12 protein-coding genes are annotated in these 15,608 nt (G+C 34.3%); 8 read left to right on the top strand and 4 right to left on the bottom strand.

Translation table 11 applies throughout. The features are described 5' to 3' along the window. Positions 1-193: 193 nt before the first annotated feature. From ACJJVT_RS08480 to ACJJVT_RS08470, 3 genes are all read left to right on the top strand, one after another. On the top strand, positions 194-2,770 hold the full coding sequence (locus ACJJVT_RS08480; RefSeq protein WP_405397907.1) for a carboxypeptidase-like regulatory domain-containing protein: 2,577 nt from the start codon (positions 194-196) through the stop codon (positions 2,768-2,770). Between the two features lie 175 nt (positions 2,771-2,945). Beyond that, positions 2,946-4,688, top strand: a complete 1,743-nt coding sequence (locus ACJJVT_RS08475) for a carboxypeptidase-like regulatory domain-containing protein (protein ID WP_405397905.1) — start codon at positions 2,946-2,948, stop codon at positions 4,686-4,688. A 212-nt stretch (positions 4,689-4,900) separates the two neighbouring features. Then, positions 4,901-6,631, top strand: coding sequence for a hypothetical protein (locus tag ACJJVT_RS08470; RefSeq protein ID WP_405397903.1), 1,731 nt, complete (start codon positions 4,901-4,903; stop codon positions 6,629-6,631). A 3-nt stretch (positions 6,632-6,634) separates the two neighbouring features. Here the strand turns inward: ACJJVT_RS08470 and ACJJVT_RS08465 are convergent, their stop codons facing one another. Next, on the bottom strand, positions 6,635-8,263 hold the full coding sequence (locus tag ACJJVT_RS08465; protein WP_405398949.1) for an acyl-CoA carboxylase subunit beta: 1,629 nt from the start codon (positions 8,261-8,263) through the stop codon (positions 6,635-6,637). 72 nt (positions 8,264-8,335) lie between these two features. Here ACJJVT_RS08465 and ACJJVT_RS08460 point away from each other — a divergent pair, with 72 nt between their 5' ends. The 3 genes from ACJJVT_RS08460 to ettA all read left to right on the top strand — a co-directional run bounded on the left by ACJJVT_RS08460 (position 8,336) and on the right by ettA (position 11,318). After that, positions 8,336-9,307 (top strand): Gfo/Idh/MocA family protein, encoded by a 972-nt coding sequence (locus ACJJVT_RS08460; RefSeq protein ID WP_405397902.1) that lies wholly within the window; start codon positions 8,336-8,338, stop codon positions 9,305-9,307. Between the two features lie 76 nt (positions 9,308-9,383). Further along, positions 9,384-9,560: a CAL67264 family membrane protein gene (locus ACJJVT_RS08455; protein ID WP_091904100.1), complete on the top strand. Its 177-nt coding sequence runs from the start codon at positions 9,384-9,386 to the stop codon at positions 9,558-9,560. A 66-nt stretch (positions 9,561-9,626) separates the two neighbouring features. Beyond that, positions 9,627-11,318 carry an energy-dependent translational throttle protein EttA gene (gene ettA / locus ACJJVT_RS08450; protein WP_405397900.1) on the top strand — a complete coding sequence of 564 codons (1,692 nt, stop codon included), beginning with the start codon at positions 9,627-9,629 and terminating at the stop codon, positions 11,316-11,318. Between the two features lie 100 nt (positions 11,319-11,418). Here ettA and ACJJVT_RS08445 read toward each other — a convergent pair whose 3' ends face one another. Both ACJJVT_RS08445 and ACJJVT_RS08440 read right to left on the bottom strand, forming a co-directional pair. Continuing rightward, the gene (locus ACJJVT_RS08445) at positions 11,419-12,240 is read right to left on the bottom strand and encodes an MBL fold metallo-hydrolase (protein ID WP_405397898.1); all 822 of its coding nucleotides are present in this window, start codon (positions 12,238-12,240) and stop codon (positions 11,419-11,421) included. A 10-nt stretch (positions 12,241-12,250) separates the two neighbouring features. Continuing rightward, positions 12,251-12,709, bottom strand: coding sequence for a GNAT family N-acetyltransferase (locus tag ACJJVT_RS08440; RefSeq protein WP_405397897.1), 459 nt, complete (start codon positions 12,707-12,709; stop codon positions 12,251-12,253). 153 nt (positions 12,710-12,862) lie between these two features. Between ACJJVT_RS08440 and ACJJVT_RS08435 the strand changes: the two genes are divergently transcribed. Continuing rightward, complete coding sequence (locus tag ACJJVT_RS08435) at positions 12,863-13,750, top strand: hypothetical protein (protein WP_303599383.1); 888 nt, start codon at positions 12,863-12,865, stop codon at positions 13,748-13,750. Positions 13,751-13,818: 68 nt separating this feature from the next. Here ACJJVT_RS08435 and fumC read toward each other — a convergent pair whose 3' ends face one another. Next, positions 13,819-15,219, bottom strand: coding sequence for a class II fumarate hydratase (gene fumC / locus ACJJVT_RS08430; RefSeq protein WP_405397895.1), 1,401 nt, complete (start codon positions 15,217-15,219; stop codon positions 13,819-13,821). A gap of 170 nt (positions 15,220-15,389) precedes the next feature. Between fumC and ACJJVT_RS08425 the strand changes: the two genes are divergently transcribed. After that, on the top strand, positions 15,390-15,563 hold the full coding sequence (locus ACJJVT_RS08425) for a hypothetical protein (protein WP_091609002.1): 174 nt from the start codon (positions 15,390-15,392) through the stop codon (positions 15,561-15,563). Positions 15,564-15,608 lie beyond the last annotated feature (45 nt).

Genomic DNA, 15,608 nt, shown 5'->3' with positions numbered 1-15,608 from the left:
TAAAAATCTTATTTTTATTACATAGACAATAGTTTTAAATCGCTGTAATTCATATATTTAAGAATATCTTAACAATTATTAAATATATCGATGAATGATTTTAACCTCTAAACATTATAGAAATTATTGTCTTTTAATCTTTCTAATCACTCTTAGTTTAGGGGTATTTGCACAAGATCAATATAAAGGGATTGTGATAGATTCTGAATCTAAAGAGTCGCTCCCTTTTGTAAATATTGGTATAGTAAATAAAGGAATTGGCACCGTAAGTAATATTGATGGGAAATTTTATCTAGACATAAATATGTCTATGTTCTCTAATGATGATGTATTGCAGTTTTCTTCGGTTGGGTACAAAACCATACAACTTAAAATATCTGAAATTAATTTTGATGACACGCTCTTTCAAAAGGTAGCTATGCAACCTGAAGCTATGCAGTTAAACGAAGCTGTAGTCAGTGCTAAATATTTAAAACAAAAGAGTGATGAGATTATTGGCTTCTCTTATGCCAGTAAAAATAAATATGGGTATTGGAAAGGTGATGGTTCATTAGGGGCTGAATTGGTAACTAGAATAGATTTAGGTAAAAAAAAGCATTACCTAAAAGATTTTCATTTCTACGTGAACGAGAATTATTCTGATAGTGTATTAGTACGTATAAATGTATACAAAGGTGGTACCATTTATCCTGAAGAGAAATTACTACAAAAGAATGTTACTAAAATGATTGGTAAGTCGTCGGGAAAGGTGACTGTAGATTTAAGGTCGTACAATCTTATTGTAAATGAAGATTTCAGTATTGGTTTAGAGTTATTGGAAGTATATGGTAAGCGTGTTGGTTTGGTTTTAGCAGCTGATTACAGACCAAGCACATCGTATAGAAGATATGTTAGCCAAGGACAATGGAAGACGTTCAGGGGCGATGCAATGACTTTTTATTTGAATACCTCTGTATTGAGTGATGGAGATATTTCTCAAATATCAGATTATTCTAGAAATAAGGTTCTTGAAAATTCGTTTAAAACTCCAATAATAAACACGAGTCCTTTTAAAACGCATAGATCTATTACAGGTTTTGTTTTCAATAATGGTAAGCCTGTTGAAAATGCCACTGTGCAAATCGAGAAGTCATTAAAACAAACACAAACCGATGCTTATGGTAGGTATACTATGATGGCAGAAATCGGTGATGTCATTAGTTTTGATTATTTGGGTTTCGAAAAAGTGGAACGTATCGTTTCAGAGACCATACATAATATTAACGTTACTATGAATGTGAAGGTTGAAGAATTAATTGGGGTTACAATTACGGAAAAAGAGCGTCTACGAAAGACTGAGACAGAAATGTTTTCTGAGTATTTAACGAATGACGAATTTGCAAAAACTGCTTATGGAACTCTTGATAAGAAAACCATTGGTCATGCAATTACTATTTTAAAAGGCGAGGAGCTAAACTTGTCGGCACCCAATATTCTAGCAGCTTTAGATGGTAAAATAGCTGGAGTTCGTATTGGTAATGTAACCAATGGTAATACATGTTTTGGGTGTACTTTTACTAAAGTTGCCGTGTTTATAAGAGGAGGTAAAGGGTCAATTAATAATATTAGACCTGCAATATTCGAAATTGACGGAGTAATTTATGAAGATGTACCGTATTTTTTAGATTTAAATGTTATTGAGCGTATAGCAGTAATACCAGGTCTTGCTGGCGTTGGAAGGTACGGGCAAGTAGCTGCGGGTGGAGTTATCGCTATAAGTACTAAACATGCTAATTATGCTACTAAGAATAATAGAAATAGTGACCAAGCTCAAATTAGAAATAATATTTATGAAGGCGATGCTATAAATAAAGAGCAGGCAAATAAAAATTTTCCTAATTATCTTCAAGACCTTTTTAGTAGTAATAATTTTGAAGCGGCTAAAAAAGTATATCAAGAAAATGAGAAGCTTTATAATAGTTCAGCTTCGTTTTTTCTTGATGCCTATATTTATTTTACTGCCAATTGGGAGCAAGAAAAATTCAATAATGATATAATCGCTAATCATCAATCTCTATTTGTTGATAACATCAGTGAAATGAAGGCATTGGCGTATGCGTATCAACGGGAGGGTGAATTTGAAAAAGCAAATAAACTATATACCAGCGTTTTTGTAAAAAGACCTAATTATGCGCAATCTTATAGAGACATTGCAAATAGTTATGTTGAGGTAAATGAGGTGCAGAAAGCAGCTAATCTTTATAGTAGGTACACTAAATTATTAAACGATTCTTTCCTTGTATCAGATACTATTGGTTTGCATCCAATCATAACAACTGAGTTCAATCACTTTTTGCAACATAAAACAGATTATGCAATTAGCTCAGAAGATTTAAAAGATGTGACTGCTATGAGAGAGGGTGCAGATACACGTCTACTTTTTGAGTGGAGCGATGATGAGGCGGAATTTGACCTTCAATTCGTAAATCCAGGAAATCGCTATTTTGTATCCAATACTTCAAGAAACCTTCAGAATGAATATTTTGGTAAAAGTGAGTACTCTTCTAGCAAAGAGTTCTTTCTTGAAAGTGATATTAAAGGAGAGTGGATTGTAAATATAAATTACAAGGGAAATGAAAGTGGCTTGCCTACCTATTTAAAAGTATCCTCTTTTTCTGGTTATGGTACTGATAGTGAAGAAAGCACAATTAGAATTTATAGGTTGTCTTTAAAAAATGTAAATCAAAACCTATTTTACTTGCCAACTTTAGGGGCAGATAAATTGAATTAAAATTTATTAAATAGGTAATGTTTTGATCAAGAGGTAATTGCAATTTGTTTTAAATTTTAACATATCTAGTGAAATTGTTAAATTCATACATTATAAGTAAATTAATTCCTACAAATTTTAGTATGGTTTAATTTTTGATGTTAATTTAAAGTATAATATGTAAAAGCTCTATTTTATGAAAAATTTTCTAATTCTCTTAGTATTAACTGCTTTCGCTAACAATCTTCATGCGCAAAATAAAATTGTAAAAGGTAAGGTTACTCAAATGGATGCACCCTTGGCAAATGTCAAGATTTCTATTATAGATTCTGATATAGCAACTACAACAGACGCAAACGGAGTTTACCAAATAACGACTGAGCCTAGAGATGTATTGTTATATACATACCCTGGTCTAAATGATGTACGGATTATGGTAGAAGATGTTACTCGCACCTTGAATATAGAAATGAGTCAAAAAATAGAGAAGTTAGATGAGGTTACCGTAAAAGGTAGTAATAGGAAATCTCAGAATGAGTTAGAAGAGGAGTACAAGTATAAAAACAATTTAATAAAAACGGCTTTTGGTATTATAGATAGTGAGACTGCGCCTGGTAAAGTTAGATTTTTACAAGAAGACGAAATCAATGATGTTGGAGTATGCATTTTAGATGTTGTGAGAAATGAATTCCCCGGAGTAAGAGTTTTTGGGGATTGCATGCGTGGTGGTGGAGTTTATATTAGAGGATTGAATTCCGTTAGCCAAGCGCCACCTGCGGTATATGATGTTGATGGGCAAATTTTAACCGATACACCTACGTGGATCACACCTGCGTCAATTGCTAGATTGGCGGTATTGAATAACTTAGCAATGACCACAAGATATGGGGCAATAGGTGCTGGTGGTGTAATTGTAATTAACACGAAGACGCTATTGTATGCAGGTAACATTGATGGTAAACCTTACGATCAAGCTAAACTTAGAAATAATAAATATGATAATTTAGCATTAAGTTCGGTTGATTTTAAAGAAGATAAACCATTATACTTGATTGAGCTTTTAAGTGCCAATACAGAAGAAAGAGCAAAGGCTATTTATGCAGAACAAATCAAAAAATATAGTAGTTCTTATTATTACGTATTAGATGCCTATGATTATTTTTCGAACAAATGGAAAAATCAAGAATTCGCGGATAAGATAATCGAAGAGAATGATAGAGTTCTAAGCGGAAATCCTTTAGCATTGAAATCTTTAGCTTACATATATCAAGCAGAAGGAAAGTTTAAAGAGGCAAATAAATTATATGAGGATGTGTATACGCTAAGAGCAGATTATGCTCAATCTTATTTAGATTTAGCAAATAGCTATAGAGAACTTGGTTTAAGCCAAAAATCGGCAGCCATGTACTTGCGTTATGATTATTTGTTGGCAGAAGAACTACTGGAAAAAGAAGAGCAAGTAAAAACCATAATGGACCGCGATTTAAATAATTTAATATCCTTAAAAGGAGCTGATTTAGTTTCAACAGATAAGGTGAATGAAATTAAACTTGATGATGATTTTAAAGGAACACGATTGGTTTTTGAATGGAGCGATAGCGAGGCTGAGTTTGAATTACAATTTGTAAATCCAGAAAAGCGATACTACAAAAGTGAACATTCTTTAGCAGCAGACGCTGAACGAATTCAAAGCGAAAAACGCTCTGGTTTCTCTAGTGAAGAATATTTAATAGATGATACCCTTCGTGGTACTTGGTTGGTTAATGCTACCTATTTAGGCAACAAAAGCTTGACTCCAACATATTTGAAAGCTACGGTATATTATAACTACGGTAGTGCATCGCAACGAAAAGAAACAAAGGTTTTTAAACTAGGTCTACGTAATGTAAACCAACAATTGTTTTCAGTTTCAAATGCTGCGAGTATGGTTGCTAACTAAACTCGATAATCGAGATTTATATGAAAGCGGACTTGCTCTGAGATTCTTTGCTTTTTTGGATAAAGAGTAAAACTATAAACGTTTAGATATTGAAATACCCACATTATACTCAAAGTATATTGTGGGTATTCTTTTGAAAGCTTATTGAATAAACACTTCTCTTTTTCTTAGTTCGATTTATTATCTTTAAAGTATAGTCTAAAAATTTGATTATGAGAATGTTCGTTGTGCTTGGTTTTCTTTTGGTATTTGTAAACCTATATGGACAACAGCAAATACAAGGACGAATAAGTACAGATGGTATTTCTTTATCCGATGTAAATATTCAAAATCTATCTTCTCAAGCTGTCTCCTTCACGGATAAGAATGGACATTATGTAATTAAAGCTAAACCGAAAGATGAGTTAAGGTTTACTTATGTTGGTATGGATACAATTTCAATTCTTATTGAAGATGTTACATCAATTTTGAATTTAAAAATGCAACCTAAGGTTGAAGAATTAGATGAGGTAGTTTTAACAGAAAAAATTAGCAAGCAAAAAAGGCTTGCCATGAACTATTTTACTGATGCTACGATTGTAAATACTTCTTTTGGTTATATCAGTCCTGCAAACACTGCTTATCATTTAAAAGTTATTGATGGCTCTGAATTTGTTCCGGGAGCAGATGTGTTAAATTCTATTGCTAGTAGACGTTCGGGAATTCGAGTAATGACGTATTTAGATAATAATGGAGTATCTGTCAGAACTTTATTTCTAAGAGGCATGGGTTCAGTAGGGCAGGTGTCTCCTGCGCTGTTTGAAGTTGACGGTAATATTTTTAATGACCCTCCGGTTTGGCTAGATGTTTCTTTAATTCAAAGAGTTGCAATTATACCTGGAATGCAGGCAGTTTGGCGATTTGGGACTATTGCTAGTGGAGGTGTTGTTATTATAAATACTAAAAATGGGGTTCACGGTCTCAGAGAAGAAAATAGTCTAAAAAGATATGATCAAGCTCGCTTAAGAAATAACTACGTAAATGAAAGAATTCTTAGTGATATAGATAAGGTAGAAAATCTTCCTACTTACATGAAATCAATTAATTCTTCAATTAGTTTAAAAGAAGCTTTGAATATTTATGAAGGGTATTCAGTGCTATTTTCTTCAAGTCCACATTTTTATATTGATAGTTATAACTTGTTTTATGAAAAATTCGGGAAGAAGGCAGCTGATGCTGTAATTGAATCTTGTTTTAATAGATTTAAAAACAATTCGGTTTGGTTAAAAGCTTTGGCATATTATTATGAGTCTCAGAATAGATTTGAAAAAGCCCATAAGATTTACGAGAAAATATTTGTTCTTAGACCTGAATATACTCAGAGTTATTTAGATATTTCTAGAAGTTATCGAAATTTAGACAATCCTGAAGCATCTATTTCATTATTAGCAAGGCATAAGTATTTGATAGAAGAAGGGTATTTTAATGGTAAGACTGATGAATTTGAGACTTTGATTATAAAAGAAACAGAAAATCTGATTTTGTCAAATAGTCTTTTAAATGCGGAGGGTATTGAAAATGAAATTTTAAATACGAGATTAGTATTTGAGTGGAATGATAGTGAAGCTGAATTCAATCTTCAATTTGTGAATCCTAATAATCAATATTTCAATTGGAATCACACACTAAAAAATATACCTGACAGAATCAGGGAAGAAAAAAAACTTGGTTTTTCAATCAAAGATTTTGAGGTAGATGAATCACTTTTAGGTAAATGGCAAGTAAATGCAACATATTTTGGGAATAAACAATTAACCCCCACTTACCTAAAAGCAACTATTTATAGAAATTATAATTCAGTTCGTCAAACCAAGGAAACTAAAGTCTTTAGATTAGATGTTAATGGTGCGAATCAACAGCTTTTTGGTTTCCATGTAATTAAAGAACTCTATAAGAGTAAGTAAAAGTTAAACTTGTAAAACTCCCATATTAAAAGGCTTCTCTATCGGCGCATGGTCAGCTGCTTCAATACCCATCGATATCCACTTTCGGGTGTCTTTAGGGTCTATAATAGCATCGGTCCATAATCTTGATGCTGCGTAATACGGAGATACTTGATTGTCGTAACGCTTCTTGATTTTATCGAAAAGCTCAGTTTCCTTTTCTTCGGTAATAGTTTCACCTTTCTTTTTCAAAGAAGCTTTTTCAATTTGTAATAATACTTTGGCGGCAGAATTACCACTCATTACAGCTAGTTCTGCGCTTGGCCAAGCCACAATTAATCTTGGGTCATAAGCTTTACCGCACATGGCATAATTACCAGCACCGTAGCTATTTCCTATGATAATGGTGAATTTTGGTACGACGGAGTTACTTACCGCATTTACCATTTTAGCGCCATCTTTTATGATACCACCATGTTCACTTTTACTACCTACCATAAAACCGGTTACATCCTGTAAAAAGACTAACGGAATTTTCTTTTGGTTACAGTTCGCTATAAATCGGGTTGATTTATCTGCAGAGTCAGAATATATTACTCCGCCAAATTGCATTTCTCCCTTTGCAGTTTTTACTACTTTTCTTTGGTTGGCAACAATACCAACAGCCCATCCGTCTATACGTGCATATCCGGTAAGAATGGTTTGTCCGTAGCCAGCCTTATATTCTTCAAATTCAGAATCATCTACCAAACGCTTAATGATTTCCATCATATCATATTGCTCAGCTCTTGAGCTTGGTAGTATTCCGTAAATATCATCGGGATTTTCTTTTGGCTTCACACTTTTCTTACGGTTGTATCCCGCTTTAGGGAAATCACCGATTTTATCCATAATATTCTTTATGGTATCTAAAGCCGCTGCATCATCTTTCGTTTTATAATCGGTTACTCCGCTAATTTCACAATGTGTAGTAGCGCCACCTAAAGTTTCGTTATCAATACTTTCGCCAATAGCAGCTTTCACCAAATAGCTACCTGCTAAAAATATACTAGCGGTTTTATCTACAATTAGTGCTTCATCGCTCATTATTGGTAAATAAGCACCACCGGCAACACAACTACCCATAACGGCAGATATTTGGGTAATACCCATACTGCTCATGATAGCGTTATTTCTAAATATGCGACCAAAGTGTTCTTTATCAGGAAAAATCTCATCCTGTAAAGGCAAGTACACTCCCGCGCTATCTACTAAGTAAATGATTGGGAGTTTATTATCAATAGCTATTTCTTGTGCTCTTAAATTTTTCTTTGCGGTAATGGGGAACCATGCACCGGCTTTAACTGTAGCATCATTGGCAACAACGATACATTGTCTTCCTTTAACATAGCCTATTTTTATAACAACTCCACCAGAAGGGCATCCACCATGTTCTTTGTACATGCCGTCACCTACAAAGGCTCCGACTTCTATTTGTTCAGATTTTGGATCTAAAAGATAATCAATACGCTCTCTGGCGGTCATTTTACCTTGGTCGTGCTGCTTGGCTATTTTGGCTTTTCCACCGCCTAAATAAACCTCATTAAGCTTTCTTCTAAGGTCTGATAATAACAACTTATTCCTATCTTCGTTTTGATTGAATTTTAAATCCATTCTATATAATTTCTTTTCTTTCGATAAAGATAAGGAGTTAATTTTGGTGTTCATGCAACAAAAACAAAAAGTATGATTAAGTGGGGTATTGTAGGGGCAGGGAACATTGCTCATAGTTTTTCTAAAGATTTAGCCTTGGTAAATGGCGGTAAATTGGTTTCTGTGGCTTCAAGAAGCTTAGAGAAAGCTCAAGATTTTGCCGATGAATATGGTGCGCCAAATGCTTACGGTAGTTATGTAGAGTTATTTAATAGCGGTACGGTAGATATCATTTATTTGGCAACGCCACATACATCGCATGCAGATTTAAGCATTGCGGCAATGAAAGCTGGTAATGCTGTACTATGCGAAAAACCAATGGGTGTAAATAAAGCTGAAGTGGAGCAAATGGTTGCTGTTGCCAAAGAAAATAATGTTTTTTTGATGGAAGCATTATGGTCGCGTTTTAACCCTACTATTAAAAAGGTAAAAGAATTAGTTGTTAATGGATCTATAGGTGAAGTAGGATATTTACATGCCGATTTTGCTTTTTATGCGTTGGATAGGGATGAAAAGGGAAGATTGTTGAATGCCGATCTTGCTGGGGGATCTTTATTGGATATCGGAATCTACCCTATATTTTTGGCTTATTTAATGTTAGGAAAGCCAAAGGATATAAAAGCGACAGCGAATTTTTATAAAACGGGAGTCGAGGTGCAGTGCAGTATGATTTTTAATTATGATAATGCTCAGGCTATTCTGTATAGCGGACTCAATTCTAATTCAGAAAAGAAGGCGGAAATTGCAGGTAGCGAAGGTTCTATATTTATACACCCAAGATGGCATGAAACCACGGGGTACACTTTAGAGAAAGATGGTGAATCAACTTCTAATGAAGTCGGTAAAATGGGCAAAGGCTATGTTCATGAGATTGAAGAAGTGCACGATTGCTTGAATTCAGGCAAGAAGGAAAGCGAATTATGGTCTTATCAAAATAGTTTAGATTTAATTGAGATTATGGATTCCGTTCGTGAAAAAACAGGAATTGTGTTCCCGTTTGAATAATAGCAGGGGTAATAGTGGACAAATATCTTAAAATTTACGATATTTGATGTTCGCTTAATTTTTAATTGATTCGAAAATGAACAAGAATACCGTGCTCTCTTGGGCAACTTTTATTATGATTTTTGTAGGTCTGGCTCTAATTGCATTAGGTGCTTTTCGCTATGATGATGTTGCAGGGTGGGGTTTTGCATCTGTAGGTATAGGCTTTTTTGCTATTGCTTGGGTGTTTAACGCGCTTAAAGGTAGAGTATAATATATTTTATTGCCACCAGTTAATTCTTCTGGTAGGCTTTAATATTTCACTAAACACTATAATTTTATGTCAGACGATAAGAAGGTAATCTTCTCCATGTCAGGAGTTACGAAAACCTATAAAAATGCGAATACCCCAGTTTTAAAGAATATATACCTAAGTTTTTTCTATGGTGCCAAGATCGGTATCTTAGGTTTAAACGGTTCTGGTAAATCTACTTTACTGAAAATTATTGCGGGAGTCGATAAAAACTTTCAAGGTGATGTTGTTTTTTCTCCTGGTTACAATGTTGGGTACTTAGAGCAAGAGCCAGAATTGGATGAAAACAAAACCGTTTTAGAAATTGTAAAAGAAGGTGTAGCAGAAACTGTTGCTATTCTTGATGAGTACAATAAGATAAATGATATGTTCGGTCTTCCAGAAGTTTATGAAGATGCGGACAAAATGCAGAAGTTGATGGATCAACAAGCTGTACTACAAGATAAAATCGATGCGGCAAATGCTTGGGAATTAGATACCAAGTTAGAAATAGCTATGGATGCTTTACGTACTCCTGAGCCAGATAAGAAAATTGCTGTACTATCAGGTGGTGAAAGAAGAAGAGTTGCTTTATGTAGATTGTTGCTTCAAGAACCTGAAATCTTATTATTAGATGAACCTACCAACCACTTAGATGCAGAGTCTGTACATTGGTTAGAGCATCATTTAGCACAGTATAAAGGAACGGTAATTGCCGTAACACACGATAGATACTTTTTGGATAATGTTGCTGGTTGGATTCTTGAATTGGACAGGGGAGAAGGTATTCCTTGGAAAGGAAACTATTCTTCATGGTTAGATCAAAAATCGAAACGTTTAGCGCAAGAAAGTAAAACTGCTTCTAAGAGACAGAAAACTTTAGAACGAGAGCTAGAATGGGTGCGTCAAGGAGCAAAAGGAAGACAGACCAAGCAGAAAGCGCGTCTTAAGAACTATGATAAGTTAATGAGTCAAGATCAAAAACAACTTGACGAAAAACTTGAAATCTATATACCGAACGGACCTCGTTTGGGTACTAATGTAATTGAAGCAAAGGGAGTAAGTAAAGCTTTTGATGATAAATTACTTTACGAAGATTTGAACTTTAAATTACCCCAAGCAGGTATTGTTGGTATTATTGGTCCGAATGGTGCTGGTAAGACCACAATTTTTAGAATGATTATGGGTGAAGAGACTCCCGATAAAGGAGAATTTGAAACCGGAGAAACTGCTAAGATTGCTTATGTGGATCAAAGTCACTCTAATATCGATCCTGAAAAAACCATCTGGCAGAATTTTAGTGATGAGCAAGAGATGGTAATGATGGGCGGTAAGCAGGTGAATTCTCGTGCTTATTTAAGTAGATTTAATTTTACGGGTAGTGAGCAAAATAAAAAGGTGAATATGTTGTCTGGTGGTGAGCGTAACCGTTTACACCTAGCAATGACCTTGAAAGAAGAAGGAAACGTTCTTCTATTAGATGAGCCTACCAATGATTTAGATGTAAATACATTACGTGCCTTAGAAGAAGGATTAGAGAACTTTGCTGGTTGTGCAGTTGTAATTTCGCATGATAGATGGTTCTTAGATCGTATATGTACGCATATCTTAGCTTTTGAAGGTGATTCGCTAGTATATTTCTTTGAAGGTTCTTTCTCTGATTATGAAGAGAATAAGAAGAAACGATTAGGCGGAGATCTAATGCCGAAACGAATTAAGTATAAGAAACTGATTAGATAATTAAAGTAGTTATATAGAAAAAGCCCGCAATTGCGGGCTTTTTTATTTTCAGCTAACAGCTAACAGCTAACAGCTAACAGCTAACAGCTAACAGCTAACATTAATATTCGTCGTTAGGATACCAATCTAATTGTATTACCTCAATATCTTGATTGCCTGCATCTACAAGTTGCTTGAATTTTGCAACATCGCTTACATCTGGTTTACCTCTATAATGGTAAGGGAATACCTGCTTTGGTTTGAAATCTAATACTGCAGAAGCAGCGCTTTCAACCGTCATGGTATATGGTAAATTCATAGTTACAAAAGCTTTGTCAATATTTTTTAAAGAACGCATTTCAGGAATATCTTCAGTATCACCAGAAAAATAGATTCGCTCATTATCGATATTTAAAACATAACCATTGCCACGACCTTTTGTGTGAAATTTAAGCGCTTCTTTTCTTAGGTTATACATAGGTATAGCTTCAATCGTAATTTCGGCTAATTTTTTGCTAGTACCGTTTTCCATAATTTCTAATTGCGATGCATATTTTTTGGGTAATTCATCGGCAACTGCTTGTGGTACTACAAATGTGGTATTTGAAGTGTCTAAAGCATCTAGCGTTTCCGCATTTAAATGATCACCGTGTATATCTGTGATCAGTATTAAAGTCGGATTTTTTTGACCTTCAAATGAAGCAGCTCCTCCTGTAGGGTCAATGTAGATAACAACATCGTTCCATTCGATGACAGCGGTCGCATGTTCTATAGGTGTGATTTCAATTTCATCAGATTTACGCTCTTTAATGATATCGGTTACTGATTTGTTTTCCTCAATTTCTGCTGAAGAATCAATCTCGGTATCTGATTTCTTAACTTCTTTGCATGAAAAAGCTATGGTTACAGTGAGTAGTAAAACAAGCAATTCTTTTATTCTCATTATGTTACGTTTAAAGTGTTAGTTCCATTTTAATATCGGATCGAAGGTACTCCAAATTATCTTCTAGAGGGATATTTTTAAATCCGAATTTCTTATATATATGCAGCGCGGTATCCAATTTGGTGCTGGAGTATAATTCGAGTGTTTCCCAGTTTTTATTTTTAGAAAAAGTAATAGCATGGGTTAACATTTTTTGACCTATCTGCAATCCGTGATAATTTTTGTCGACCGCCATCTTACCTAATTCAAAACGATTATCGGTCTTTTTTATCAAAGCAAAGCATCCTACGGGTTCATTATTCCATAATCCCATGAAGATAAATCCGCCTTTATCTATAATAGTAGATTGACTATGTTCTAATAACTCCTTATCTTTCGCTTCAACCTTGAAATACTCAGTAATCCAAGCGATATTCAAGTCTTTAAACTTTTGAGTATATTTAGGCTCGTAAGGTACAATGGTAAGCATGATTTCTAGTTAATGTTACAGATGTCAACTAAGTTATGTCATATTATATAGACCTTACCAAGGTTTAGAAATTATTTTAACATTAAGAAATCTAAAATTTGAATTACCACGTATATAAACTGAACAAACAGACACTTTATTAAATTTACAATTATGACTGAAACAAAAAACAACAATGGCTTAAAAGTTTTGACCGCTCTTTTAGGTGTTGTGCTTTTAGGTACTATCATTTACACAGTAAGTCTTTACCAAGATAAAAAGAAGACCGAAGTTGTTCTTTCTAAAGAGAAAGAATTGGTAGTAGAAGATTTAAATAGCTTAAAATCTGAATATGATAAGGCTATTTTAGAGAGCAATGCAACTAACGAAGAGTTAGTAAGCGCAAGAGATAATATTGCAAAATATATTGACTCTGTAAAAACAATGAAAGCTGATATCGGATCTTTATCTAGATACAGAAGACAAGTTGGTGTTCTTAAAGCTGAAAGAGAGCAATTATTAAAGCAAGTTGATTCGTTAACACGTTCAAATACTGCCATTGCTATGCAACGTGATAGTACGTACGTTGAATTGGAAAAACAAACTGTTTTTAATGATTCTTTAGTAGTACAAAATACAAACTTGGCTCAAGTAGTTGAAAAAGGTTCTGCGTTGAACTTATCTAAATTCAATGTTGATGCAGTAAAAGAACGTAACAGTGGTAAATTAGTTTCTACACAGAGAGCTAAAGCAACTGACAAGTTTAAAATCTGTTTTACTGTTGCTGATAACGTAATTGCGCAAGCTGGTGATAGAGAATTTTTTATAGAGGTTTTAGACCCTCAAGGTAATGTTCTTGGTGGTAGTAATTCTATGACTAACGATAACGGTGCTTCTATTACTTATAGTAAGCAAACTGGTTTCTACTTTGAGAACAAGTCTTTAGATGTATGTGATTATATCAGTAAACCTTCTGGTGATTTCAAAGATGGTAACTACATGGTTAACGTTTATGACGATCAATTAAAATTATTGGGTACTTCTAAATTCATGTTGAAGTAAGATTACCTTATTACATATAAAAAATGGCGACCAATTGGTCGCCATTTTTCATTTCTACTAGTTTGGTTTTAGTCTTTTAAACTACCTACCATATTTTCTGGTTTAACCCACTCGTCATAATCTTCTGCAGAAACATAACCTAAGTTTATCGCTTCTACTTTTAAGGTTGTACCGTTCTTATGTGCAGTGTTTGCGATTTCTGCAGCTTTGTAATATCCTATTTTAGTATTTAAAGCGGTAACCAACATCAATGAGTTGTTCAATAATTGCTTTATAACTTCATGGTTTGGTTCAATGCCAGTAGCACAGTGCTCTTCAAAACTAGCACAAGCATCACCAATTAACTGTGCCGATTGTAAAATATTGGCAGCCATCATTGGTTTAAAAACATTTAGTTCATAGTGCCCTTGTGTACCACCAACGCTAATAGCGACATCGTTACCCATAACTTGCGCGCAAACCATAGTAAGAGCCTCACACTGGGTAGGATTCACCTTACCTGGCATAATCGAACTACCTGGTTCATTTGCAGGAATAATGATTTCACCGATACCTGAACGTGGTCCTGATGCCATCATTCTAATATCATTGGCAATCTTATTTAAAGAAACCGCCAATTGCTTTAATGCACCGTGACTTTCAACAATGGCATCATGTGCAGCAAGTGCTTCGAACTTATTTTCTGCAGTAATAAAAGGCAAACCTGTAAACTCTGCAATATACTTAGCTACGAGAACGTCATAACCTTCCGGCGTATTTAATCCGGTACCAACTGCAGTTCCACCAAGTGCTAATTCACTTAAATGTGCAAGCGTATTGTTCAGTGCTTTTAGACCGTGATCTAATTGAGATACGTAACCAGAAAATTCTTGACCTAAGGTTAGGGGAGTGGCATCCATTAAATGCGTACGACCTATCTTAACTACATTTTTAAATTCGATGGACTTTTTGTGAAGTGTATCTCTCAATTGAGTAACACCAGGTATGGTCACTTCTACAATTTTTTTATAGGCTGCAATATGCATGCCTGTAGGGAAGGTGTCATTTGATGATTGCGATTTGTTTACATCATCATTCGGCTGAATTGTTTTCTCGCCTTCACCGATTACCTTACCCGCTATTTCATGAGCTCTATTTGCAACCACTTCATTAACGTTCATGTTGCTCTGTGTGCCAGAACCTGTTTGCCAAATTACTAGAGGAAACTGGTCATCTAGTTTACCTTCTAAAATTTCTTCGCAAACCTGTGCAATTAAATCTCTTTTTTCCGCTGCTAAAACACCAAGCTCACAGTTAGCATAAGCTGCTGATTTCTTTAAATAGGCGAAACCATAAACAATGTCTAATGGCATTGAGGCTACTGGACCTATTTTAAAATTGTTACGAGAACGTTCTGTTTGCGCTCCCCAATATTTGTCTTTGGGAACTTCGACATTACCCATAGTATCTTTCTCGATTCTAAATTTCATAATAGTATATTTTAATGAATCTTAAGTTAACTTATTTTATAACTTCAAAAATAAGGTTTACATTTATTTTAATTGTGAGAACATTGTTGAGATTATTGAAATTAATTTTGCAGAACGTTTGCAAAAAATAATTCGTTTATGGTATCTTTGCAATATATAAGTAATAAGATATGTTTGATTTTGACCAATATTTAGGATTTTTAGCTTTTTTAACCATATTAACCATTGGTTTTTGGCTAATGATGTTTTTGTTATTATTCGTTGTTCCTTACTGGTTAGGAGGTAACATTATAGAGTTATTGAAAGAAAGACGCGACAAGAAAAAAGCCGCAAGAGAAGCATAAATAATACAGTATAAAAAAAGGAGCCTATTGGCTCCTTTTTTTTGT

It is taken from the genome of Maribacter sp. Asnod2-G09 (assembly GCF_045063795.1).
Classification (GTDB): Bacteria; Bacteroidota; Bacteroidia; order Flavobacteriales; family Flavobacteriaceae; genus Maribacter.
The sequence above is the reverse complement of the archived record's forward strand: the minus strand, read 5'-3'. Positions and strand labels throughout refer to the sequence as shown.

Bases quoted from the DNA above. Each gene is read 5' to 3' on its own strand.
- ACJJVT_RS08475 (WP_405397905.1), top strand. From the start codon at position 2,946: ATGAAAAATTTTCTAATTCTCTTAGTATTAACTGCTTTCGCTAACAAT.
- ACJJVT_RS08470 (WP_405397903.1), top strand. From the start codon at position 4,901: ATGAGAATGTTCGTTGTGCTTGGTTTTCTTTTGGTATTTGTAAACCTA.
- ACJJVT_RS08465 (WP_405398949.1), bottom strand. From the start codon at position 8,263: ATGGATTTAAAATTCAATCAAAACGAAGATAGGAATAAGTTGTTATTA.
- ACJJVT_RS08460 (WP_405397902.1), top strand. From the start codon at position 8,336: ATGATTAAGTGGGGTATTGTAGGGGCAGGGAACATTGCTCATAGTTTT.
- ACJJVT_RS08455 (WP_091904100.1), top strand. From the start codon at position 9,384: ATGAACAAGAATACCGTGCTCTCTTGGGCAACTTTTATTATGATTTTT.
- ettA (WP_405397900.1), top strand. From the start codon at position 9,627: ATGTCAGACGATAAGAAGGTAATCTTCTCCATGTCAGGAGTTACGAAA.
- ACJJVT_RS08445 (WP_405397898.1), bottom strand. From the start codon at position 12,240: ATGAGAATAAAAGAATTGCTTGTTTTACTACTCACTGTAACCATAGCT.
- ACJJVT_RS08440 (WP_405397897.1), bottom strand. From the start codon at position 12,709: ATGCTTACCATTGTACCTTACGAGCCTAAATATACTCAAAAGTTTAAA.
- ACJJVT_RS08435 (WP_303599383.1), top strand. From the start codon at position 12,863: ATGACTGAAACAAAAAACAACAATGGCTTAAAAGTTTTGACCGCTCTT.
- fumC (WP_405397895.1), bottom strand. From the start codon at position 15,219: ATGAAATTTAGAATCGAGAAAGATACTATGGGTAATGTCGAAGTTCCC.
- ACJJVT_RS08425 (WP_091609002.1), top strand. From the start codon at position 15,390: ATGTTTGATTTTGACCAATATTTAGGATTTTTAGCTTTTTTAACCATA.